The 22,492-nt window shown below is 68.1% G+C and carries 17 protein-coding genes; 7 read left to right on the top strand and 10 right to left on the bottom strand.

Annotation, left to right across the window (positions count from 1 at the left end):
• Positions 1-155: 155 nt before the first annotated feature.
• Positions 156-2,675, bottom strand: a complete 2,520-nt coding sequence (locus AZSP09_RS06755; protein WP_152089549.1) for a response regulator — start codon at positions 2,673-2,675, stop codon at positions 156-158.
• Between the two features lie 246 nt (positions 2,676-2,921).
• On the bottom strand, positions 2,922-3,638 hold the full coding sequence (locus tag AZSP09_RS06750) for a DUF554 domain-containing protein (protein ID WP_014236979.1): 717 nt from the start codon (positions 3,636-3,638) through the stop codon (positions 2,922-2,924).
• Between the two features lie 153 nt (positions 3,639-3,791).
• Between AZSP09_RS06750 and AZSP09_RS06745 the strand changes: the two genes are divergently transcribed.
• The 3 genes from AZSP09_RS06745 to AZSP09_RS06735 all read left to right on the top strand — a co-directional run bounded on the left by AZSP09_RS06745 (position 3,792) and on the right by AZSP09_RS06735 (position 6,364).
• The gene (locus AZSP09_RS06745; protein WP_232058864.1) at positions 3,792-4,685 is read left to right on the top strand and encodes a LysR family transcriptional regulator; all 894 of its coding nucleotides are present in this window, start codon (positions 3,792-3,794) and stop codon (positions 4,683-4,685) included.
• A gap of 75 nt (positions 4,686-4,760) precedes the next feature.
• Positions 4,761-5,861: an RNA methyltransferase gene (locus AZSP09_RS06740; RefSeq protein ID WP_152089548.1), complete on the top strand. Its 1,101-nt coding sequence runs from the start codon at positions 4,761-4,763 to the stop codon at positions 5,859-5,861.
• 41 nt (positions 5,862-5,902) lie between these two features.
• Positions 5,903-6,364, top strand: a complete 462-nt coding sequence (locus AZSP09_RS06735) for a hypothetical protein (RefSeq protein ID WP_130458123.1) — start codon at positions 5,903-5,905, stop codon at positions 6,362-6,364.
• Positions 6,365-6,474: 110 nt separating this feature from the next.
• Here AZSP09_RS06735 and AZSP09_RS06730 read toward each other — a convergent pair whose 3' ends face one another.
• The 3 genes from AZSP09_RS06730 to AZSP09_RS06720 all read right to left on the bottom strand — a co-directional run bounded on the left by AZSP09_RS06730 (position 6,475) and on the right by AZSP09_RS06720 (position 9,400).
• On the bottom strand, positions 6,475-7,413 hold the full coding sequence (locus AZSP09_RS06730; RefSeq protein WP_152089547.1) for a ParB/RepB/Spo0J family partition protein: 939 nt from the start codon (positions 7,411-7,413) through the stop codon (positions 6,475-6,477).
• Positions 7,414-7,572: 159 nt separating this feature from the next.
• Positions 7,573-8,136, bottom strand: a complete 564-nt coding sequence (locus AZSP09_RS06725) for a response regulator transcription factor (RefSeq protein ID WP_014236984.1) — start codon at positions 8,134-8,136, stop codon at positions 7,573-7,575.
• 1 nt (position 8,137) lies between these two features.
• Positions 8,138-9,400 (bottom strand): sensor histidine kinase, encoded by a 1,263-nt coding sequence (locus AZSP09_RS06720; protein WP_152089546.1) that lies wholly within the window; start codon positions 9,398-9,400, stop codon positions 8,138-8,140.
• Positions 9,401-9,617: 217 nt separating this feature from the next.
• On the opposite strand from AZSP09_RS06720, the gene cydP reads away from it, so the two are divergent.
• From cydP to cydX, 4 genes are read left to right on the top strand one after another with little or no spacing between them, the layout of a single operon-like run.
• The gene (cydP, locus tag AZSP09_RS06715) at positions 9,618-9,866 is read left to right on the top strand and encodes a cytochrome oxidase putative small subunit CydP (RefSeq protein WP_014236986.1); all 249 of its coding nucleotides are present in this window, start codon (positions 9,618-9,620) and stop codon (positions 9,864-9,866) included.
• Positions 9,844-11,391 (top strand): cytochrome ubiquinol oxidase subunit I, encoded by a 1,548-nt coding sequence (locus AZSP09_RS06710; protein WP_152089545.1) that lies wholly within the window; start codon positions 9,844-9,846, stop codon positions 11,389-11,391. Before cydP ends, AZSP09_RS06710 begins: the two co-directional genes overlap by 23 nt.
• Positions 11,392-11,404: 13 nt before the next feature.
• Entirely contained in the window at positions 11,405-12,544 is a 1,140-nt protein-coding gene (gene cydB / locus AZSP09_RS06705; protein WP_152089544.1) for a cytochrome d ubiquinol oxidase subunit II, read from the top strand.
• A gap of 21 nt (positions 12,545-12,565) precedes the next feature.
• The gene (gene cydX, locus AZSP09_RS06700; protein ID WP_014236989.1) at positions 12,566-12,661 is read left to right on the top strand and encodes a cytochrome bd-I oxidase subunit CydX; all 96 of its coding nucleotides are present in this window, start codon (positions 12,566-12,568) and stop codon (positions 12,659-12,661) included.
• A 98-nt stretch (positions 12,662-12,759) separates the two neighbouring features.
• On the opposite strand, the gene AZSP09_RS06695 is transcribed toward cydX, so the two are convergent.
• The 5 genes from AZSP09_RS06695 to AZSP09_RS06675 form a co-directional block, all read right to left on the bottom strand.
• Complete coding sequence (locus AZSP09_RS06695) at positions 12,760-14,973, bottom strand: OsmC domain/YcaO domain-containing protein (protein WP_152089543.1); 2,214 nt, start codon at positions 14,971-14,973, stop codon at positions 12,760-12,762.
• A 211-nt stretch (positions 14,974-15,184) separates the two neighbouring features.
• A complete protein-coding gene (locus AZSP09_RS06690; RefSeq protein WP_152089542.1) occupies positions 15,185-19,189 on the bottom strand; it encodes a cobaltochelatase subunit CobN in 4,005 nt (1,334 codons plus the stop codon).
• Positions 19,173-19,514 carry a DUF2149 domain-containing protein gene (locus AZSP09_RS06685; protein WP_014236992.1) on the bottom strand — a complete coding sequence of 114 codons (342 nt, stop codon included), beginning with the start codon at positions 19,512-19,514 and terminating at the stop codon, positions 19,173-19,175. The genes AZSP09_RS06690 and AZSP09_RS06685 overlap by 17 nt, the downstream gene beginning before the upstream one ends.
• Positions 19,492-20,100, bottom strand: a complete 609-nt coding sequence (locus AZSP09_RS06680) for a MotA/TolQ/ExbB proton channel family protein (protein ID WP_152089541.1) — start codon at positions 20,098-20,100, stop codon at positions 19,492-19,494. Before AZSP09_RS06680 ends, AZSP09_RS06685 begins: the two co-directional genes overlap by 23 nt.
• A gap of 14 nt (positions 20,101-20,114) precedes the next feature.
• On the bottom strand, positions 20,115-22,394 hold the full coding sequence (locus AZSP09_RS06675; protein WP_152089540.1) for a TonB-dependent receptor plug domain-containing protein: 2,280 nt from the start codon (positions 22,392-22,394) through the stop codon (positions 20,115-20,117).
• Between the last annotated feature and the right edge of the window lie 98 nt (positions 22,395-22,492).

The raw sequence follows: 22,492 nt of genomic DNA, 5'->3' as shown, positions 1-22,492 counted from the left end.
GCGCTGGTTCCGTTGGTGAAGTGGTCAGAAAGAGGCCGCGCCGGGCGGGCCGGATTGCCCCGGAAGCGGGGCAGGGGGCCGTGGCGGCAGGGGCTTATTGTAGCCGCCCGGGCTACCACGGCCAGCAAAAGCGTGGGGCGGGCGGCAAAAATGGCTCAGGCGTTGGGCGTCTGGGGCCGGGGCAGCCACTTCAGCAGCATGGCGTAGAGCACTTCCGGATTCACCGGCTTGGGCACGAAGTCGTTCATGCCTGCCTCCAGGCAGCGCTCCCGGTCCTCGCCGAAGGCGTTGGCGGTCATGGAGATGATGGGCAGGTTTTCCATGCCGGGCAGGCGGCGGATGTGGCGGGTGGCCTCCAGACCGTCCATGCCGGGCATCTGCATGTCCATCAGCACCAGGGCGTAGGGCGTGGTCCCCCGTTCCAGGCAGGCCACGGCCTCGTTGCCGTCGGCGGCGATGTCCACCCGCAGCCCGGCGTATTCGAGCAGTTCCCGGGCCACCTCCTGGTTGATGGAATCGTCTTCGGCCAGGAGGATGGGGGTGCCCCGGTAGTGCTGCAGCAGTTCGCCTTCGGCCGAATCGGGGCGGGGGCCGTCCTCGGGCAGGGCGGCCCGGGCCTCGCCCAGCTTGAGCCGGGCGGAGAACCAGAAGGTGCTGCCGAAGCCCAGGCGGCTGTCCACGCCGGCGTCGCCACCCATGATCTGGGCCAGGCGCCGGGTGATGACCAGGCCCAGGCCGGTGCCGCCGAAACGGCGGCTGGTGCTGCCGTCGGCCTGCTGGAAGGGGGCGAACAGCAGGGGCTGGACTTCCGGGGCGATGCCGATGCCCGTGTCCTCCACCTCGAAGCGCAGGAAGACGTCCGCCGGCGTCAGCTCCAGCACCTTGATCCGCAGGGTGACGCTGCCCCATTCGGTGAATTTCACCGCATTGCTGGCGTAGTTGAGGATGGCCTGGGTCAGGCGGGTCGGGTCCCCCAGCAGGTAGGGCGGCAGGGGATCGACTTCCGACTTGAGGACGATGCCCTTCTTGCGCGCCCCCTCGGCCAGCATGGAGAAGATGTGGCTGACGATGCGCCCCAGCTCCACCGGCTGTTCCTCCAGCACCAGGCGCTCGGCCTCGATCTTGGAGAGGTCCAGGATGTCGTTGATGATGGACAGCAGGTGGCTGGCCGCATCGTCGATCTTGTCCAGGCGGTCCTGCTGCTGGGGCGAGGGCTCGCCCTTCTTGAGGATGTGGGTGAGGCCGATGATGGCGTTCATCGGCGTGCGGATCTCGTGGCTCATGTTGGCGAGGAAGGCGCTCTTGGCCACGTTGGCGGCATTGGCCGCGTCCCGGGCCCGGGCCAGTTCCTCGGTACGCTCGGCCACCAGCTCTTCCAGGTGGTGGCTGTAATTGCTGACCTCGGCCTCCAGGCGCTTGCGCTCGGTGATGTCCCGGGCCACCCCGAGGACGCCCAGCACCTTGCCCTGGGGCTCGACGATGGGCGTCTTGACGGTCTCGAACAGGCGCTGGCCGGAGCCGTCCGCCTGGGTGATCCATTCCTCGTTGCTCTGGGGCGTGCCGGCGGCCAGCACCTGGCGGTCTTTGTCGCGGAAGAAATCGGCCTGTTCCCGGCTGACGAAGTCGTAGTCGCTGCAGCCGATGATCTCCTGCTCCGGGCGGCCCATCATGCGTTCGAAGGCCGGGTTGCAGGCGATGAAGACGCCGGCCTCGTCCTTCAGCCAGAGGGGGTCGGGAATGCCCCGCAGCAGGGTGTGCAGGTGGCTGCGCTGCCGTTCCAGCTCGGCGGTGCGGCGTTTCACGGCCGCCTGCAGCACCCGTACCCAGAGGGCCAGGCCAGCGCCGGCGACCAGCAGCAGGGCCAGGCCCAGGCCGAAGTACCGGGCGTAGGGCATGTAGGGCACGTAGTCGATGCTCGAGCCCATCCACTTCTTTTCCAGGGCCGCCCGTTCCTCGTTGCTGATGAGGGCCATGCCCCGTTCCACCGCCGCCAGGGTGGCCGTGTCGCCCTTGCGCGTGGCCCGGTGGAAGCGCCCCTGGTAGAGGTCGAAGGACTTGCGGAACTGGCGCTGCAGATCCAGGCGGTAGAGGTAGTAGTTGGCCGGGAGCTGGTCCAGGCAGAAAAGCTTGATCTCCTCGGCCACGGCGGCGGCGATCATTTCCGCGTAGTTCTTGAACTGGCGCAGGTTGGTGACGCCCTTGCCCTGCAGTTCCTCGATGCAGGCGTCGCCGACCTGGACGCCGATGAGGAAACCCTTGAGGTTGTCCGTGTTGCTGATGCCGCTGATGGAACTGTGGCTGTAGATGCCCACCGGCAGGTTGGCGTAGGGCTGGGAGAATTCGTAGAGGGCATCCCGGGCGGCAGTGTGGAAGATCATGTCGATCACGTCCGCCTCGTTCTCCGCCATGAGGCGCTGGGCCCGGCCCCAGTCGGTGGCGATCAGCTGCACCCGGCGGCCGGTCTTCTGCTCCCACAGGGACCACAGGTCCACCAGATAGCCCACGGGCTGGCCGCTCGGGTCGCGGAAGATGTAGGGCGGATAGTTGTCGTCGCTGGTGACTCGCAGGGGCGGCTCGTCGGCACCGGCGGGCCCGGCGGACAGGGCCGCACAGCACGCCAGGAGCAGGGCGCCGAGCAGGCGGGTGATTGCGGGGACGGCGGGGAACTGCGTCATCGGGCCACCTGGAAAGGGGAGGGCGAGAATGGTCGGCGGGGATGGCGCTCCATCCCGTTCGCCTAGCAGTATGGCATAGGCCGGCTCCGGCTCCGGCGGGCAAAAGTCATGAAACGGCAGGAGGGGAGCCAGGATCGGCGTGCTGGCCAAAATGGTCGGACAGCGCCGGGGCCGATGCGTTCGGCGGGAGAGGCGGGCGGCGGGAGAAACGGGCGGCCGGCTGTCAGCCGCAGCGCGGCCCCGGGCTCAGCCGAAGCAGCGGGCCCACAGCAGGGAGCAGGGCATGGCCAGGAACAGGGCCGGCAGCATGTTCACGATGGGGAAGAACTTGATGCCGCAGATGCGCAGGCCCGTGGCCATCATGATGACGCCGCCGCAGGCGGAGAAGTCGGCCAGCATCTCCGGCGTCGCCAGGGGCACCAGCAGGCCGGCGCCGAGGAAGAGGGCGCCCTGTACCAGGAGCTGGGGCAGGCAGATGAGGGCCACCGCCGGGCCCAGTTCGGCAGCGAAGATGAGGGCGGTGAACAGGTCCAGGATGGACTTGGCCAGGAGGATGTGGGCATCCCCGGTCATGCCCTCCTGGGTGGCGCCGAAAATGCCCATGCCGCTGGCGCAGAACAGCACCAGCAGGGTGACGAACTTGCCGACGAAGCCTTCCACCCGGGGATTGCCCTTCTCCCCCGGCATGAGCCTTTCCGCCTGGCGCTGGGCCCAGCCGATGGCCTTCTCCAGGCCCCGTTCCAGATGGGCCAACTCCCCCGCCAGGGAGCCCAGGATCAGGGCCAGGGCCACCGCCGGCAGGGCGTGCACCTTGTTCATCAGGGTGGTGCCGATGGCGGCGGCGATGATGCCGAAGGTCAGGGGCAGGGTTTCCCGCACGCGGCGGGGCAGGCGGCGGCCGAGCACGGCGCCGCCGAGGCCGCCCAGGATCAGGGCGGCGCTGTTGGCCAGGGGTCCCAGCATGGGGTATTTCTCCGGGGAAGGCCGCCGGCGGCCCGCGGGGGGCTCTGCATGACATGGCGGCTTGATTAAGCAATCCGGTATGTTAAGGATTCCGGCGTGGCGAATAAAATACCGTTTTCGTTGTCTGGAATATCGAATTGATATGGGTGGCCCATGGATCTGAAGCGCATGCACTACTTCTGCACCATCGTCGAGCAGGGCCAGATCAGCCGGGCCGCCCGGGAACTGCACATGGCCCAGCCTCCCCTCAGCCAGCGTCTGAAGGAGCTGGAGGAGGAACTGGGCACCCCCCTGTTCCTGCGCAAGGGCCGGCAGCTGGAGCTGACCGAGGCCGGGCGCCTGTTCTACCGCCGCGCCCGGGACATCCTGCGGGCGGTGGAATCCTCCCGGGACGAGGTGCTGCGTCTCGCCTCCCAGAGCGGCCCGGCCCTGCGCATCGGCCTCTCGCCCACCTGCCGCGCCCCCTGGCTGGCCCGCTGCGAGGCCCTCATGGCCCGCTTCCCGGCCCGGGAGATCGGCCTGGTGGTGGGGGATTCCAGCTACCTGGAACACCTGCTGCGCACCGGCCAGCTGGACCTGGCCTTCATGCAGCCGCCCCTGCAGCCCGACAGCTTCAACGTGCACCGCCTGCGGGCCTCGCCCTCGGTGGCCCTGGGCCCCGCCGACCTCTTCGCCCCCGGGCAGCGCCTGGGCCTGGCCGAGCTGGCCGCCCATCCCCTGCTGCTGCTGCGCCGCTCCGTCGGCATCGGCACCTACGAGCGCCTGCAGCAGCAGTTCCACGAAGCCGGCCTGCTGCCCCGGGTGGCCCTCTACAGTTCCGACGCCGGCATGCTGCGGGACCTGCTGCTGCAGGGCTTCCGCGGCCTGGCGGTGCTGCCGGCCTCGGAGGTGGAGAGCCTGGCGGCGGGCGCCGATCCGGCCTTCCGCGTCTATGACCTGGCCGTGCTCCTGCCGGACTACCAGCTGTCCCTGGTCTGCCCCCGCAGCGGCGGCGACGCGGATCTGGTGGGGGCCCTGCTGGAACTCTGGGCCGAGCCCGGGGCCTAGGGGCACCGCCGCCGGGAGCCGCAAGCGGCGCGGCGCCTATGCCGGCGCTGCCGGCGGTGCTAGCATTCCGCCCCCATGCAACTCGAACACATCCGCCAACGCCTGGCCGCCCTCGGCGCCAAGACCTGCCACGAGGACCGGGTGCTGCGCGCCTGGCTCCAGGCCCAGCCCCTAGATGCCGGCGCCCGCCGCCGCCAGGCCCAGGACTACCTGCCCAAGGCCATCCGGGAGGAACTGCCGGCCCTGGCCGCCGACCTGGAGGCCCTGGCCCGGGTCCATTCCGAACACCCGGGGGCCGACGGCTCGGCGCGCCTGCTGGTGCGCCTGGGCGACGGCCAGGCGGTGGAAAGCGTGCTGCTGCCCCGGGACGGGGTCTGCGTCTCCACCCAGGTGGGCTGCGCCGTCGGCTGCACCTTCTGCATGACCGGCCGGGATGGCCTGCTGCGCCAGCTCTCCAGCGGCGAGATCGTGGCCCAGGTGGTGCTGGCCCGGGCCCGGCGGCCGGTGAAGAAGGTGGTCTTCATGGGCATGGGCGAACCGGCCCACAACCTGGACAACGTGCTGGCCGCCATCGACCTGCTCGGCAGCGCCGGCGGCATCGGCCACAAGAACCTGGTCTTTTCCACCGTCGGCGACCGCCGCGTCTTCGAGCGTCTGCCCCGGCAGGCGGTGAAGCCGGCCCTGGCCCTTTCCCTGCACACCACCCGGGCCGAGCTGCGGGCCCAGCTGCTGCCCAAGGCGCCGCGCCTGACGCCGGAGGAACTGGTGGAACTGGGCGAGGAATATGCCCGCAGCACCGGCTATCCCATCCAATACCAATGGACCCTGCTCGACGGGGTCAATGACAGCGAGGCGGAAATGGACGGCATCGTCCGCCTCCTCAGCGGCAAATACGCCATCATGAACCTGATCCCCTTCAACGCCGTCGGCGGGGAGGATGAGGCTGGCGAGGGCGCCTTCCGCCGCCCGGCCTGGGAACGGGCCCGGCATCTGGCCCGCTACCTGCACCAGCGGCGTATCCTGACCAAACTGCGCAATTCCGCCGGCCAGGACATTGACGGCGGCTGCGGCCAGCTGCGGGCCCGCAGCCTGGCGGAGGACCCGAGCAGTCCCCAGGCCCCTGCGCCCCAGGCCATTTCCGGCCCGGCGCCCCGGCGCCGGCAGCCGCGCCCCTGAAGCCGGCGGCGGCGCCTCCCCCACACCCACTGGAGCCATCCATGCTGCGCCCATTCCTGTTCTCCCTCCTCCTCGTCTGCAGCCTGGCCCACGGCGCGCCGCCGGCGGAAGCCCCGGTGGAAGTGGTGGCCGCCGAATTCGGCATCTTTGAAGAGAAGAAGGGCGACCTGGTGTTCACTCCCACCGACGTGGTGCCCCACGTGCTGGGCCAGCGCTACGGCTGGGTGATCGAGGTCAAGACCAGCAAGCGCACCCTCAAGGTCAGCGAGGAATACGTGCAGCCCCGGCCCAACAAGGGCACGGCGGAAGAGAAGGAAGTGGCGCGCAACCTGGGCCTCTCCAACGACAAGCGGACCCAGGTCAGCGAGCGCCTGCTGGCCCCCATGGACGGGCACATCTATGCCGAGTGGTCGGTGGGCCCCAACGAGCCGGCGGGCCACCGCCGCCTGCAGGTGCTGGTGGAAGGCCAGGTGGCCGCCCGCTTCGAGTTTGACGTGAAGTAGAGCTCGACGTGAAGTAAAAACGAAAGCGGCGGCCTGGGCGCCGCCGCTTTTTCCTGCCGGCAGCCGGAGGGCTGCTTTCCAGGCCCGGGACGGGCCTGGCGGGGGATGCCTCAGGCGCCCTTGAGGGCCAGGAATTCGTCGATCAGGCGGGCCAGCACGGCCTCTTCGTCTTCCGCTTCCAGGCCCAGGATTTCGGCCACCATCTTCACCTTGCCCGGATTGACCCGGCGCCGTTCCGTCGCCGGTGCCGCCGGCATGGCGGGCGCCGCGGGAGCGACGGGGGCCTCTTCCCAGGGCGGCACATCGGCCGTGACCGGGGAGGGGCTTGCCACCTGGGCTGCAGCCGGGCTGGGAACCATATCCGGCGCGGCTTGCGGCGGGGTGTCCGGCTTCTTGCCGCGGCGCAGTCCTTCTTCCACCAGAACCTTTTCCACCACCTGCTTGGGCAGCTTCTCCCCTTCGGGCAGCTGCGCGATCTGGCCGATCAGGGTTTCCGCCTTGGCCTCGTTCTTCTGGGCCAGCTTCTCCAGCTGGATGGCGGTGCTGGTGCTGGAAATCTTGCCCGACTCGAGCAGGGCGCTGACCTGGGGCGACAGGTTGGCGGCGGCGGTGGCCTGGGCCAGCCAGGTGGCGGTGCGGCCGAAGTGTTCGGCGGCCGCATCCTTGCTCTCGAAGCGCTCGGCAATGGTCTGGATGGCGTTGGCCATGTCCCGCGGGTCCAGGGCGGCGCGCACGCCCAGGCCCAGGTTCTCGAAGACCTGCACTTCCAGCACTTCCTCCGGGCTGCAGGCCCGCACCAGTACCGGCACGGCGGTCTCGCCCGCCAGCAGGGCGGCGCGGCGGCGGCGTTCGCCCACCACCAGGGCGTGGCGCCCGGCGCCGTCCGCCGGCTGCACCACCAGGGGATGGATCAGGCCCTTGCGGCCGATGGAGTTGGCCAGGCCCTTGAGGCTGGCCTCGTCGAAGTGCTGGCGCACATGGTCCGGGCCGGGCTCGATCAGGGCGATGTCGATGATGCGGAATTCCGCAGGATTGTCTTTGAAGGCCATGGCCCCTCCGCCGTCGGTTGGTAGTGGCGCGATCCGCGGCGGCAGGCCGGCGCGGATCGACGAAGGGGGCGGATGTTCCTCGGTTTTCCCGCCTTTTTCAAGGCTTGACGGATAGCCGCGGATCGTAGCCGCGGTGCAGATCTGGCGCCGCCATGGGCTTCAGGCGGCGGGGGCGTGCTTGGCCAGTTTGCGCTGCAGGGTGCGCCGGTGCATTTTCAGGGAGCGGGCGGTGGCGGTGATGTTGCCGCCGTTTTCCCGCAGGATGCGCTGGATGTATTCCCACTCGACCCGCTGCACCGTCATGCGCTCGTCCGTGGCGATGGGGGGGATTTCCCAGTGGTCGGCGGTGAGGGCCTTGACGATGTCGCCGGCCTCCACCGGCTTGATCAGGTATTCCAGGGCCCCCAGCTTGATGGCGCCGACGGCGGTGGGAATGCTGGCGTAGCCGGTGAGGACCACGATGCGGGCGCCGGGGCTGCATTCGAGCAGGGGTTCGATCAGGTTGAGGCCCGATTTGCCTTCCAGGTTGAGGTCGAGCACGACGTACTCCGGTTCGTGCCGGGCCGCCAGGGCCAGGGCGCTCTCCGGGTCGTGCCCGGCGATGGTCTGGAAGCCGCGCCGGCCCATGGCCTTGGCCAGGGCACTGCAGTAGGCCTGGTCGTCGTCCACGATCAGCAGCAGGGGGGATTCGTTGCCGTCGGCAGCGTCGGTGACGGGATTCATGTCAGCAATCCTTGAGGGGAAGTTTGAGGGTGACGTCGGTGCCCCGGGGCTGCCGGGGCGCCAGATGGAGCTGGCCGCCGCAGCGCTGGATGGCGCTGCGGGCCAGCAGCAGGCCGATGCCCAGGCCCGAGTCCGAATGCACCGGCAGGGGCTGGCCGGCGGCGGCCAGCACATCTTCGGGAATGCCCGGCCCCTGGTCGGCGATGACCAGGTGGAGCCAGGGGCCATGCACGGCGGCGCTGACTTCGAGCCACTCGGGGCTGAAGCGCACGCCGTTGTCCACCAGGTTGTGCAGGGCCTGTTCCAGGGCAACGTCGGCGGCCACCAGGCGCCCGGCGGCTTCTGCATCGATGCGCAGGGCGATGCTGGCGGCCGGATGCAGGGCCCGCCAGCCGTGGGCGCATTCCTCCAGCCAGTCCTGTACCCGCCGCTGGCGGCGCTCCTCGGCCCGGGGCCGGCCGGCCTCCGCCGTGAGGCGGGTGAGGGCGCTCTTGCATTTGTCGATCTGCAGTTTCAGGCCCGCCAGTTCCTGGCGCGTCCGGGGCGGCAGTTCGGCATCCTCGACCAGATCGTCCACCACCAGCTTCATGGTGGCCAGGGGCGTGCTCAGTTCATGGGCGGCGCCGGCGGCCAGGGTGCCGAGGGAGACCACCCAGCCGTTGCGGATCTCGTTTTCCCGGGCCCGGGCCAGGGCCTGGTCGCGGATGCGGATGGCGGCCGTCATGCGGGTGATGAACCACACCGAGATGAGCACGGAGGCGAGAAAGGTCAGCCACATGCCGAGCAGGTGCAGCTGCACGGCGATGGTGGCGTCCTTCACTTCCAGGGGCTGGTAGAAATTCCACAGGAAGGAATAGGTGAGGATGGAAAAGGCCCCCAGCAGCCAGGCCTGCAGGGTCGGCAGCATGGCGGCGCCGATGGCCACCACGGGCAGTAGCAGGGAGATGAGGGGATTGGTGGCGCCGCCGGAAAAGTAGATGACGATGCTCCAGGAGAGCAGGTCCACCATCAGCTGGGTCATGGCGGGAATGGGTTCCCGGTCCCAGTGGCGCAGCAACATGGCGGCGCCGTTCACCAGCGCCAGGAAGGTGGCCGTGGCCAGCAGGGGCAGGGGGGCGATGGTGATGCCGAGCAGGCGGGGAAAGCCCAGGGTGATGGCGGCCATGGCCAGCACCGAGCCCCAGCGCAGGGCGATCAGGAGGTCCGCGTCGAGGCGCAGGCGGCGCAGGGGCCGGGGCGGCGGGAAGGGCGCTGGCGAGGGCATGCAGGCGGCTCCGAAGGGGTGGCGACGGCGGCATTATGGGCAGGGCGTGACCGCTTGTCGCGTGACATTTAGTCACTTCCCGAGGCCGCCGCCGGCGGTCAGAATCCGCCCCGTCTAAGCTTTCCAAGCCTGGACTAACGACTAGGATTGACGCCCCAGCAATGGGGCGTCCTTTTTCCCCGGGGCCTTCGCCGCCCCGCCTGGAAGGGAGTGTCCCTTGTCCGCCCAGCATGTCTCGTCCGCCCGGCCCCGCCGCGGCCTCTCCGCTTTCCTTGCCCGCCACCGCCTGGCCTGTCACCTGGCCGTGGTGCTCCTGCTCAAGATCATTCTCCTGCGCGTGCTGTGGCTCAACTACGTGGCCCCCTACCGGGTCGCCGTGGATGAACAGCGCATGGCCCAGCAGCTCACCGGTTCCACAAAACAACCCATAAGGGAGGTTCACCATGATCGATTCGACGGTCGTTGACCTGTCGCGGCTGCAGTTCGCCGCCACGGCGATGTACCACTTCCTCTTCGTCCCGCTGACCCTGGGCCTGTCCTGGCTGCTGGTGGTGATGGAGACCGCCTACGTCATGAGCGGCAAGGAAATCTACCGGGACATGACCAAGTTCTGGGGCAAGCTCTACGGCATCAATTTCGCCCTGGGCGTCACCACCGGCATCACCATGGAGTTCCAGTTCGGCACCAACTGGGCCTACTACTCCCATTACGTGGGCGACATCTTCGGCGCCCCCCTGGCCATCGAGGGGCTGATGGCCTTCTTCCTCGAATCCACCATGGTGGGCCTGTTCTTCTTCGGCTGGCAGCGCCTGTCCAAGGCCGGCCACCTGGCGGTGACCGTGCTCATGGCCCTGGGCACCAACCTTTCCGCCGTGCTCATCCTCATCGCCAACGGCTGGATGCAGGACCCGGTGGGCTCCACCTTCAACCCGGTGACCATGCGCATGGAACTGGTGGATTTCGCCGCCCTGGTGTTCAACCCGGTGGCCCAGTCCAAGTTCGTGCATACGGTGGCCGCCGGCTATGTCACCGGCTCCCTGTTCGTGCTCGGCATTTCCTCCTGGTATCTGCTGAAGGGCCTGCACGTGGAGTTCGCCCGCCGTTCCTTCCGCATCGCCGCCGCCTTCGGCCTGGCCGGGTGCCTGTCGGTGATCGTGCTGGGGGACGAATCCGGCTATGCCGTGTCCGAATCCCAGAAGTCCAAGCTGGCCGCCATCGAGGCCATGTGGGAGACGGAAGCGGCGCCGGCGGGCTTCAACCTGCTGGCCTGGCCCAATGAGGAACGCCAGGCCAACGACTGGGAAATCCGCATTCCCTACGTGCTGGGCCTGATCGCCACCCGCTCCGTGTCCGAGACCCTGCCCGGCATCAAGGAAATCCGCGCTGCCAACCGGCAGCGCATCGAAAGCGGCGTGCAGGCGGTGCTGGCCCTGGAGGCCCTGCGCCAGAATCCGGCCGACGCAGCGGCCAAGGCCTCCTTCGCCAAGCACCAGCAGGACATGGGCTACGGCATGCTGGTCAAGCGCTACAGCCCGGACCTGGCCCAGGCCACCCCGGCCATGCTGGACCAGGCGGCCCACGACTCCGTGCCCAGGGTGGCGCCGTTGTTCTGGACCTTCCGCCTGATGGTGCTGCTGGGTTTTGCCATGCTGCTGCTGGTGGGGCTGGCCTTCTGGCACAGCGTCAAGAACAGCTTCCAGCAGAAGACCTGGCTGCTACGCTGGGCCCTGTGGTTCATCCCCATGCCCTGGATCGCCATCCAGTCCGGCTGGTTCGTCGCCGAATACGGCCGCCAGCCGTGGACGGTGTTCGGCATGCTGCCCACCCATCTGTCGGCCTCCAGCCTTTCCGCCGCCAGCCTGTGGGGCTCCATCGCCGGCTTCGTCGGCTTCTACACCCTGCTGCTGGTCGCCGAGATGTACCTGATGTTCAAGTACGCCCGCCTCGGCCCCGCCGCCCTGCAGCCCGCCGCCGCGCCCGCCAACGCCTGAGGAGACGACTGAGATGCTGTTCGATTATCTGACCCTGAAACTCATCTGGTGGCTGCTGGTGGGCGTGCTGCTCATCGGCTTCGCCATCATGGACGGCCACGACATGGGCGTCGGCACCCTGCTGCCCATCCTCGGCCGGGACGACACCGACCGCCGCGTCATGATCAACACCGTGGCGCCCCACTGGGACGGCAACCAGGTGTGGTTCATCACCGCCGGCGGCGCCATCTTCGCCGCCTGGCCCTTCGTCTATGCCACCGCCTTCTCCGGCATGTACTGGGCCCTGCTGCTGGTCCTGTTCGCCCTGTTCTTCCGTCCGGTGGGCTTCGAGTACCGCTCCAAGCTGCCCAATCCGGCCTGGCGCAGCGCCTGGGACTGGGGCCTGTTCGCCGGCAGCGCGGTGCCGGCCCTGGTGTTCGGCGTGGCCTTCGGCAATCTCTTCCAGGGGGTGCCCTTCCATCTGGACGAAACCATGCGCTCCTTCTACACCGGCAGCTTCTGGGCCCTGCTCAATCCCTTCGCCCTGCTCTGCGGCGTGGTGAGCCTGTCCCTGCTGGCCCTGCAGGGCGCCACCTTCCTCGCCCACCGCACCGAAGGGGAGCTGCAGGCCCGCGCCAGGGGCGCCGGTACGGTGCTGGCGGTGCTGCTGCTGGCCGCCTTCTCCGCCGCCGGGGTATGGGTGGGCCGTCTCGACGGCTTCGTCATCCAGTCCATCGCCGACGTGGGCGGTGCCCTCAATCCCCTGATGAAGGAAGTGGTCCGCCAGCCAGGTGCCTGGTTCGCCAACTACCAGAAGTATCCCCTGCTGTGGGCCGTGCCTGCCCTGGCCTACGCGGGGGGGCTGCTGGCCCTGGCCTGCCTGCGGGCCGGCAAGACCCTGGTGGCCTTCGTCGGCTCCTCCGTGGCCTGCCTGGCGGTGATCCTTACCGCCGGCGTCGCCCTGTTCCCCTTCGTGCTGCCGTCCTCCACCCTGCCCAAGGCCAGCCTCACCGCCTGGGATGCCACCTCCAGCTACGTGACCCTCAACGTCATGCTCTACGTGGCCCTGATCTTCACCCCCATCGTCATCGCCTACACCGGCTGGGCCTATCGGGTGATGGCCGGCAAGGTGACCCGGGACTACATCGTCGCCAACGACAAGGCCCTCTACTAATCAAGCAAAGGAGTACATGCCATGTGGTATTTCACCTGGATTCTCGGCCTGGGTTTCGCCGTGCTGCTGGCGGTGGTCAACGCCCTGTGGCTGGAAGCGAAGCACACGCAGGAATAGCGCTCGTTCCCTCCCTGGAACGAATTTCACCGGGCCCTCGGGCCCGGCTTTTTTTTATGGGAGTGCGGCGGCGGCCGATGCGGGGCCGCCGTTCCGGGTCAGCCGCCGGCTGCCACCTTGGCCCGGGCGGCGTGCACCTTCTTGTAGCTGTCGATCAGCCGCTGGTGCCGGTCCAGCCCTTCCAGCTTCATGCTGGTCGGGGTCAGGCCGTGGAAGCGCAGGGTGCCCTGCACCGAGCCGATCACCGCGTCCATGCGCTCGTTGCCGAACATGCGGCGGAAGTTGGCCTCGTAGTCGGCCAGGTCCAGGTCCCCGCCTTCATCCTTGTCCAGCACCACTTCCAGCACCACGTTCATGGCCTGGTAGAAGAGGCCCCGATCCACGGTGTTTTCGTTGAACTGCAGGAAGGCGCCCACCAGGTCGTGGGCCTCCGCCAGCTGCCCCAGAGCCAGATGGATCAGCAGCTTCAGTTCCAGGATGGTCAGCTGGCCCCACACCGTGTTCTCGTCGAACTCGACGCCGATGAGGCCGATGATGTCGGTGTAGTCGTCCAGCTCGCTCTCTTCCAGCCGTTGCAGCAGGGCGGCCAGCTGCTTGTCGCTCAAGCGGTGCAGGTTGAGGATGTCCTCGCGGAAGGCCAGGGCCTTGTTGGTGTTGTCCCAGATCAGGTCTTCCACCCCGTAGATTTCCGAGTAGCCGGGCACCAGGATGCGGCAAGCGGTGACACCTAACTGGTCGTACACCGCCAGGTAGGCCTCCTTGCCCATCTCTTCGAGAATGCCGAACAGGGTGGCCGCTTCATGGGCATTGGATTCTTCGCCGTGGCCGGAGAAGTCCCATTCGACGAAGTCGTAGTCGGCCTTGGCGCTGAAGAAGCGCCAGGAGACCACGCCGCTGGAGTCGATGAAGTGGTCCACGAAGTTGTTGGGCTCGGTCACCGCCTGGCTTTCGAAGGTGGGCCGGGGCAGGTCGTTGAGGCCCTCGAAGCTGCGGCCCTGCAGCAGCTCGGTGAGGCTGCGCTCCAGGGCCACTTCCATGCTGGGATGGGCGCCGAAGGAGGCGAAGACGCCGCCGGTGCGGGGGTTCATCAGGGTGACACACATCACCGGGAACCGGCCGCCGAGGGAGGCGTCCTTCACCAGCACCGGGAAGCCCTGTTCTTCCAGGCCCCGGATGCCGGCGACGATGCCGGGATACTTGGCCAGCACCTCTTGCGGCACGTCGGGCAGGGCGATTTCGCCTTCGAGGATTTCCCGCTTCACCGCCCGCTCGAAAATCTCCGACAGGCACTGCACCTGGGCTTCGGCCAGGGTGTTGCCGGCACTCATGCCGTTGCTGAGGTAGAGGTTGTCGATGAGGTTGGAGGGGAAGTACACCACCTCGCCGTCGGACTGGCGCACGAAGGGCAGGCAGCAGATGCCGCGCTGCACGTTGCCGGAGTTGGTGTCGATGAGGTGGGAGCCCCGCAGTTCGCCGTCCGGGTTGTAGATTTCCAGGCAGTATTCGTCGAGGATTTCCTTGGGCAGGGCGTCCTTCTTGCCGGGCTTGAACCAGCGCTCGTTGGGGTAGTGCACGAAGGGAGCGTTGGCGATCTCTTCGCCCCAGTACTGGTGGGTGTAGAAGTGGTTGCAGCTCAGGCGCTCGATGTACTCCCCCAGGGCCGAAGCCAGGGCGCTTTCCTTGCTGGCGCCCTTGCCGTTGGTGAAGCACATGGAGGAATGGGCGTCGCGGATATGCAGGGACCACACATTGGGCACCAGATTGCGCCAGGAGGCGATCTCGATCTTGATGCCCAGGCCCGCCAGGAAGGCGGACATGTTGGCGATGGTCTGCTCCAGGGGCAGGTCCTTGCCCGGGATGTAGGTCTGGTGGCCGGCATCGGGTTTGACGGTGAGCAGGGCCTGGGCGTCGGCATCCAGGTTTTCCACCTCCTCGATGATGAACTCGGGGCCGGTCTGCACCACCTTCTTCACCGTGCAGCGTTCGATGGAGCGCAGGATGCCCAGGCGGTCCTTCTCGGAAATATCCGCCGGCAGCTCGACCTGGATCTTGAAGGTCTGCTGGTAGCGGTTTTCCGGATCGACGATGTTGTTCTGGGAGAGGCGGATGTTCTCCGTGGGAATGCCGCGGGTCTCGCAGTACAGCTTGACGAAGTAGGCCGCACAGAGGGCCGAGGAGGCCAGGAAATAGTCGAAGGGCCCCGGCGCCGAGCCGTCGCCCTTGTAGCGGATGGGCTGGTCGGCGATGACCGTGAAGTCGTCGAACTTGGCCTCCAGGCGCAGCTTGTCGAGAAAATTGACCTTGATTTCCATGGCGAATCCAAAAATGTGTGCAGACGAATAAAGCGAAGCGGCCGCCATTATCCGGGTTTCCCGGGGAAAGCCCTATTCCTCGGCCGGCCCCCTGGCCCTGCGGAGGCTCGGCAAAAGCCCGGCGAAAAAAAACGCAGCCCGAAGGCTGCGCGCAAACGCCGGGGTGACAGCAGGATCACCCCGGAGGGGGACGGTCCGGCCTAGGCCGTGCTCATGGCCGGCGCCGGGCGCGCCAGGCGAAGCCGAGCAGCACCAGGGCCCCCAGGCCGGCCAGGGCCCAGTGGGTGACGGCCGGCGGCAGGGGGCTGTTGGCGGATTTGCTTTCCTGCACCGCGTAGCCATGCACCGGCTCGCCGGCCTGGGCGGGCGGCGTCGGCCTGGGGGCCGGGGGCGGCGCCGCCTTGGCCTGGGCCGGCTGGGCGGCTGCCTTGGCGCCTGGGGGCGGTGCGGCCTGGGCGGCTTTGCTTGCGGCGGCCGGCAGGGCGCTGCTGCGGCCGGGGGCGCGGGCGCCGTTGCCCGGGGCGGGCAGGCTGCGGGCCTCGGCCATGTCCCGGGCGTCCTGGGCCTGGGCCAGGGCGGTGACCTCGGCGCTGCTGCAACTGTTGGCATTGCAGGCGACGCCCGCTTCGGCCATGACTTCCCGGTTCACCTGCTCCAGATGGGCCTTCACCCGGGGTTCGGCCTGCCAGTAGCCCTTGTTGATGGCCACCAGCATCTTGTCCACCACCGCCTGGTAGGCCCGCAGGTTCTTCGCTTCCCGGAACTTGTCCCTGACGCCCAGCCGGTTGCGGTCGGCCACGTAGGTCTCGTACATCTCCTGCCACTTGGCGCCGTCCACCGCCTCCGGCACGGTGACCTGCCAGCCCCACAGGTGCTCGGTCACCTTCATGACGAAGCGGGCGCCGGCATAGCCTTCGTTCAACATGGCCTTGACCCATTCCGGGTTGGTGTAGCGGGTCCGCATTTCCCGGCCCATGAACTTGTCCAGGGTCTCGTGCTTGCCGCCCTTGCCGTCGGCCAGGTTGAGCACCAGGGTTTCCGGCGACTTGCCGTTCACCTGGCGGATGGCCATGGCCGTGGCGCCCAGGTACTGGAACACGTCGTCGTTATCCAGGGTGCCGTAGAGGTTGGAGGAGCGGGAGTGGATGGCCGCCTTGGCATCCTTCAGGGCCATCTTGAAGATGTCCACCGCCAGGGCCGCGCCGCCGGGGCGGTCGCCCCAGTAGCCCTGGCCGAAGAGATGGCCGACCCGGTTGAAGTACACGTCGGCCACCTGGCTTTCCTTATCCCAGGTGTTGGCGGCCTGGACCACGTTGTCCACCCCGGTGCCGTAGGCGCCGGAAGGTTCGGTGAACACCCGCACTGCCGCCAGGCGCGCCGCCTCGGCCGGGGCGATGCCACGCTGTTCCAGGGCCTGGCGGGTCTTGCCCACATTGGTGCGGATGGGGTTGTCGTCCTCCTCCAGGTCCTTCACCTTGGAGACGGCCTCGTCCACCAGCAGCATCAGGGTCGGCAGGGCGTCCCGGTAGAGGCCCGAGGGCACCACGGTGACGTCCACCCGGGGCCGGCCCAGGTCGCGGCGGGGAATGATCTCCAGGCCGCTGACCCGGCCCCGTTCGTCCCATTGGGGCTTCACTCCCAGCAGGGCGAGGATTTCCGCCTCGGTGACGCCCTCGTGGCGCATGGCCTCGGTGCTCCACAGATTGAACACCACCCGGTCCGGGTACTGGCCGTGGCGCTGCCGGTAGTCGGCGACGAACTTCTCGGCCAGGCTGCGGCCCTGTTCCCAGGTGCCCGGAGTGGGCAGGCGGGAGGGGTCGAAGCCGTAGAGGTTGCGTCCCGTGGGCAGGGAGTCCGGATTGCGGATCGGGTCGTTGCCCGGGCCGGCGGCCACGTAGCGCCCAGCCAGCCCCGCCTCCAGGGCGTCCAGCTCGGCCTTGCCGCTGGCTTCCATATTGGCCATCAGGGCTTCCAGGCGGCGCTGGTATTCGGCCGGGGCCAGCTTGCCGGCCAGGGCCAGGATGGCCTCGGCGGTGCTGCGCTGCATCTCCCTGGGCGGAGCGATGCCGAAGGTGTGCAGGCCGTAGGAGGCCTGGTGTTCGCTCACTTCCTTCAGGTAGTGCTCCAGTTCCTCCACCTCCTCGCCGTTGGCCAGGGTGTCCTTGCCGATGTCCTTGAGCACGCCCAGCTTGCGGCCCTGGGTGTTGATCTCGCCGAGGGCGGCTGCGGCGGCGGATTCGCTCTTCTGGGCTGCCACCACGTAGTCGTCGATGAGGCCCCGCAGCTTGACCAGTTCCAAGTTGAGGCTGGCCCTGTCGAAGGGGGGCGTCATGTGGGAGATGATGGTGGCCATGCCGCGCCGCTTGGCCTGCAGGGCCTCGCCGATGTCGTCCACGATGTAGGGGTAGAGCTGGGGCACGTCGCCCACCATGGCCTCCCCCGGATCGGCGGCGGTGAAGCCCACCTCCTTGCCGGAGAGCCATTCATGGGTGGCGTGGGTGCCCACATGCACCATGGCATGGGCCTGGTAGCCCTTCTGCAGCCACAGGTAGAAGGCCAGATACTGGTGGTGGGGCGGCAGGGCCACGTCGTGGTACATCTTCTTGAGGTCGCCCTCCCAGCCCCGGGAAGGCTGGGGCGCGAAGACCAGATTGCCGTAGCGCTGGGCGGGGAAAACGAAGTGGGGCTTGCCCTTGCCGTCCTTCCACAACATCACCCTGGAGTTTTCCGGCTCGCCCCAGGCCTGGACCATGGCGCGGCGCAGCTTTTCCGGCTGGCGGTCGAACCATTTGCGGTAGTCGCTCACCGGCAGCAGCATGGCGTGGCCGCTGCGCACCATTTTTTCCAGGGCACCGGGAGCCCAGTTGCCGATGTTGGTGCCGTGTTCCCGCAGGGCGTCGAACAGGGCTTCTTCCGTGGCCGGGCGGCCCTGGGCGTTGTAGCCGGCCTGCTCCAGGCGGGAGAGGATCTGCCACAGGGAGCGGGGCAGCACGTTGAGGTAGGAGGCGCCGATGTTCTCCTTGCCCGGCGGGTAGTTGTAGTAGATCACCGCCACCCGCTTGTTGGTGTTGAGCTCATAGCGCAGCTCCACCCACTTCTTCACCCGGTCCGCCAGGCGCTCGATGCGCTCGGGAATGGGGGCCTCCACCACGTATTCCAGGCCGGTGCGGGGATCGGTCAGACGCTCCTTGGAAGCCACCACGGTGGGAGCCACGGCGCCGGCGAATTCGGCTCCGGCGATCTGCCAGGCCCGCTCGTTGAGGCTCAGGCCCATGGGCGAATCCTCCCATTCCTGGCGGCTCTGGTTGAAGAGGGAGAGGGCATTGACCACGGGCACGTCCAGGGCCTGCATGAGCGGGATGGTTTTCTCCGGCACGTTGCCCATCTTCAGGGCCAGGCCCACCAGGGCCGCCACCCGGGCCTTGCCCCTGGGGTCGATGAAGTATTGCTTGACCGCATTTTCGGAAGGAAAGCCGAAGGCCGGGGCGACGTTGAAGCCGCGCCGCTCCAGGCTTTCCACCATGGCTTCGAGCAGGGCCGAGCGGCCGGCCTGGGCCGTGACCCGGTTGAAGACGATGCCCACCCAGACCCGCTCGGCGGCGCCGGGGCGCTGCCGCAGGTAGTCTGCCGCGTAGTCCTCGAAGCGGCTAAAGAGCTGGCCGCTGCGGGGATTCCACAGGGCCACGGCGGGGAAGGGGCGGGGCGGCGGGGCCGCCAGGGGCAGGCCGAATTCCCGGGCCAGGGCCAGGCGCAGCATGGCGGCGTAGTTGTCCACGCCGCCGGCCTGGGCGTAGGCCCGCAGTTCCTCGTTGCGGCTCAGGCCCGCATCCCGTTCACCTTCCTCGAAGGGCGAGCCGACGGCGTAGGCCTTGGCGCCGCGCCGGTTGATTTCGGCCACGGCGGGGGCAATCTGCTTCGCCAGGTCCCGGCCCATGTTGTAGATCAGGGCCAGGTCGGCCTTGGCCAGGGCTTCCAGGTCCGCCGGGCTGGGCTGGGAGGAGGAGGCGATGTGGAAGCGCACCTCTTTCAGGACCGGTTCCCGTTGCAGCTGCTGCACCGCATTGACCGCCGTCAGGGTGGCCGGGTCGCCGGGGAATAGCACCAATGACAGGGGTCGGGCCTGGGCGGCCAGGCCCAGGAGCAGCAGGGCCAGGCCCAGGAAGAGGTGCCGGAGGTGGAACAGGATCGGGCGCTTGCCCTCAGTCGGCCGGTACATAGACGATCCTCCCGTCGGGCAGCTTGTAGGCGGTGCCGAGGCGTTCGCCCCGGCCCGAGAGCTTCTGGTCGGTGACCTTGGCGGCTTTGATCTCGTTGCCCTTCTTGGTGATGATCTCCATCTCGCCGTTGGCGTTCTTCTTCACCATGGTCACTTCGGAACTGGGGTCCAGCAGGTCCATCATGTTGTAGGCCATGAACAGGGCGATCATCATGGAGACGATGAAGACGATGCTGGCGTCGAAGAGGTTGGCGACCCCGGCGATGGGGTCTTCCAGGGCCTCGCCGTCCAGGGAGAAGCGCCTACGCCGCTGCAGCAACCGCATCGTCGGCCTCCGTCTGCAGGTGGTGGGGGAGGGCCTGGCCGCTTTCCGCCAGGGTCAGTTCGGCGGCGTGGGCCATTTCCCGCACATCGGCCCGCACCCACCGTTCCCGGGAGAGGGCCAGCAGATAGGCGAGGACCCCGGCGCCCAGGCCGGCCACGGTGGCGGTGAAGGCGGTGACCATGCTGCCGGCCATCTTGGGGATGTTGCCTTCGGCCAGAGCGGCCAGGGAAATGCCCATGGGGATGAGGGTGCCCATGAGGCCCAGGGCCGGCCCCACCTTGATGACGAAGCGGATGCGGTCCAGGCGCCGCGACAGTTCCAGTTCCTCGGCCTGCAGCAGCCGTTCCACTTCGATCTCCAGGCGGCGCGGATAGCCCTTCAGGCGGTGCCGCAGCTGGCCCAGGCGCAGCTTGAAGCTTTCCACCTCCGGCAGATGGCCGCGGCGCCGCTGCCAGGCGTCGAACAGGGTGATGCCCAGTTGCAGGGGCACGTAGGCCACCAGCAGGGCGCAGCCGCCGATCACCGGCAGGTAGAGGGCGGTGGAGACTTGGTAGAGCAGTTGCTCGATGAGGGTGACGATTTCCATGATGGCTCCCAGGGTCAGAACGAGGCGCTCAGCTCGATGAAGGCATTGCGGCCGGGCATCTGGTAGTACTCGTAGTAGGTCTTGTCGAAGAGGTTGTTGATGCCGGCGCTGACCTTGAAATTCCTGTCGAACTGGTAGCTCAGCTTAAGGTTGGCCAGCCAGTACTTGCTGACGCCGCCGTAGACGTTCTTGATGACGTCGCTGTTGTCTTCCTTGCTGAACTGCTCGCCGGTGTAGGCGGCGGAGAGGTAGGCGCGCCATTGCTGCCACTGGGCGTCCAGGGCGAAGTAGGCGGTGTTTTTCGGCACATAGCGCAGGCGCTTGCCCTGCAGGCCGGTGCCGCTCTCGTCCCGGGTGATCTGGCTGTCGGTCCAGGTGTAGCTGGCGGAGGCCCGCAGCCAGGAGGCGAGGGGCATTTCCGCCGCCAGCTCCACGCCTTCCACCTCGGCCTGGCCGGCGTTGGTGGCCGTGGCGAAGAAGTCCACATTGGCCAGGCTGCCGCTGTAGGGGCTGAGCTTGCGGTAGATCATGTCCTGCAGCCGGGTGCGGTAATAGGTGGCCTTGGCCGAGCCCTGGCCGGCCAGGGCCGTCTCGATGCCCAGGTCCCAGGAGGTGGAGGTTTCCGGCTTCAGGTTGGGGTCGGCCACCAGCAGGCGGCGGCTGCTGATGCTGGGAGTGGCGTACATCTCGTAGTTGGAGGGGGCACGGAAGGCCTTGCCCAGGGAGCTGCGCACGCTGGTGCCCGGCGTCAGGCGGTAGACCGCCGCCACCTTGGGGGAGAAGGCGGATTCGGAGCGCTCCGGGATGTCCAGATTGCTTCGGGGCGTTCCGACGTATTTCTGCATGTTGCCCCGGCTGCTCCAGCGGTCGTGGCGGCCGCCCAGGTAGAGGGTGAGGTCGTCGCCGACGAAGATCTGGTCCTGCAGGAACAGGGAATTGGTGGTGCTTTCCCCGTCGGACTGTTCGTTGAGGGCGCCGGTGGTGCTGTCGGGATCGCGCCAGCTGGTGAGCTGGTATACCTTGCGCCGCAGGTGGCTGCGGCTGGAGGAGAGACCGACGATCAGGTACTGGTTGCTGCCCGCGGCAAAACCCAGCTGGGCCGAGGCGTCCAGGGTGGTGTTGGGAGTGCTGGTGCGGGTGCCCGGGCCGCCGTCGAAGGTGGCGCCGGTGCCGGAGCCGACGTAGAAGGCCTCCCGGTCGAAGTAGCCCACATTGGCCTTGAGGTCGTAGCCATTGCCCAGCTTGCCGTCGAAGCCGGCGAAGTAGCGGGTCTCCTGGCGGTAGTTGGGATTGCTGGAATTCCAGAAGCTCGATTCCTTGATGCTGCCCAGCTTGTCGCCGTTGATGGAGACATTGCTGGCGGGCAGGGCGAGGGGAGCGCCGTTCTTGCTCAGGTAGTTGTTGAAGCGCTCGAAGCCGATGCTGCTTTCGCTGCGGTTGAAGCCGGCGAAGAAGCGGGACTGGGCATCCAGGCTGTAATAGACCTTGGCATGCAGGTTGTTGGCGTGGGAGGAGATGGCGCCCTGGTCCCCCACCACATAGGCCTTCTTGCCATCCACCGTGGTGGTGGCCCGGCCACCCTGGACCGCGTTGGCGCCGGTGCCGGTGGTGCCCACCGGCAGCACCACCAGGTCGCTGCCGGCGAAACCGGCCATGTCCTCGTAGCCGAAGCCCAGGGTGGCGGCCAGGCCGTTGTCCCACTTGTTGCGGTAGCTGGCTTCCACCGCACTGCGCTCGCCGTCGCCGAAGCCCCGGCTGACCTTGACCCGGGTTTCCTGCTTGGTGGGCACCTTGGTGATGACATTGACCACGCCGCCCATGGCGTCGCTGCCGTAGAGAGCCGAGGCGGAGCCGGGCACCACCTCGATCTGCTCCACCTCGCCCATGGGAATGCCCATCAGGCTGGCCAGGCCGCCGGCGTTGCCGTCGGAGAGACTCATGCCGTCCACCATCATCTTCACCCGGCCGTCGGAGAGGCCGCGGAAGGAGACGATGGGGGCGGTGTTGATGCGGGTGCTGGTGCCCAGGCCGTTGCGCATGTAGAAGCTGGGCACCTTGGCGGTGAGGGCGTCGCCGATGCGCACGGCGCCCGAGGCGTCCAGCTTGTCGGCCGTCACGACGGTGACGGCAGCCGGGGCCTCCAGGGTGGTCTGCTCGATACGCGAGGCGGTCACCACCACGCTGCCCAGTTCCGTCTCGCCCTGCTCTCCGGCGGCCAGGGCGGCCTGGGAAAAGAGGGCGGCGATGGCGGCGGCCAGGAGACGCCGCGGTTGTTGGTTGTTGATGCTCCCCATGTTGCTGTATGACTCCAGTCGATGGCTACCGACCGGGCTTCGGGAAACGGGGGCACAAAGGATGAGGCGCGACCGCCGGCCCGAGGGCAGGCGGCAGA

The organism is Azospira sp. I09 (assembly GCF_009177135.1).
Classification (GTDB): Bacteria; Pseudomonadota; Gammaproteobacteria; order Burkholderiales; family Rhodocyclaceae; genus Azospira; species Azospira oryzae.
The sequence above is the reverse complement of the archived record's forward strand: the minus strand, read 5'-3'. Positions and strand labels throughout refer to the sequence as shown.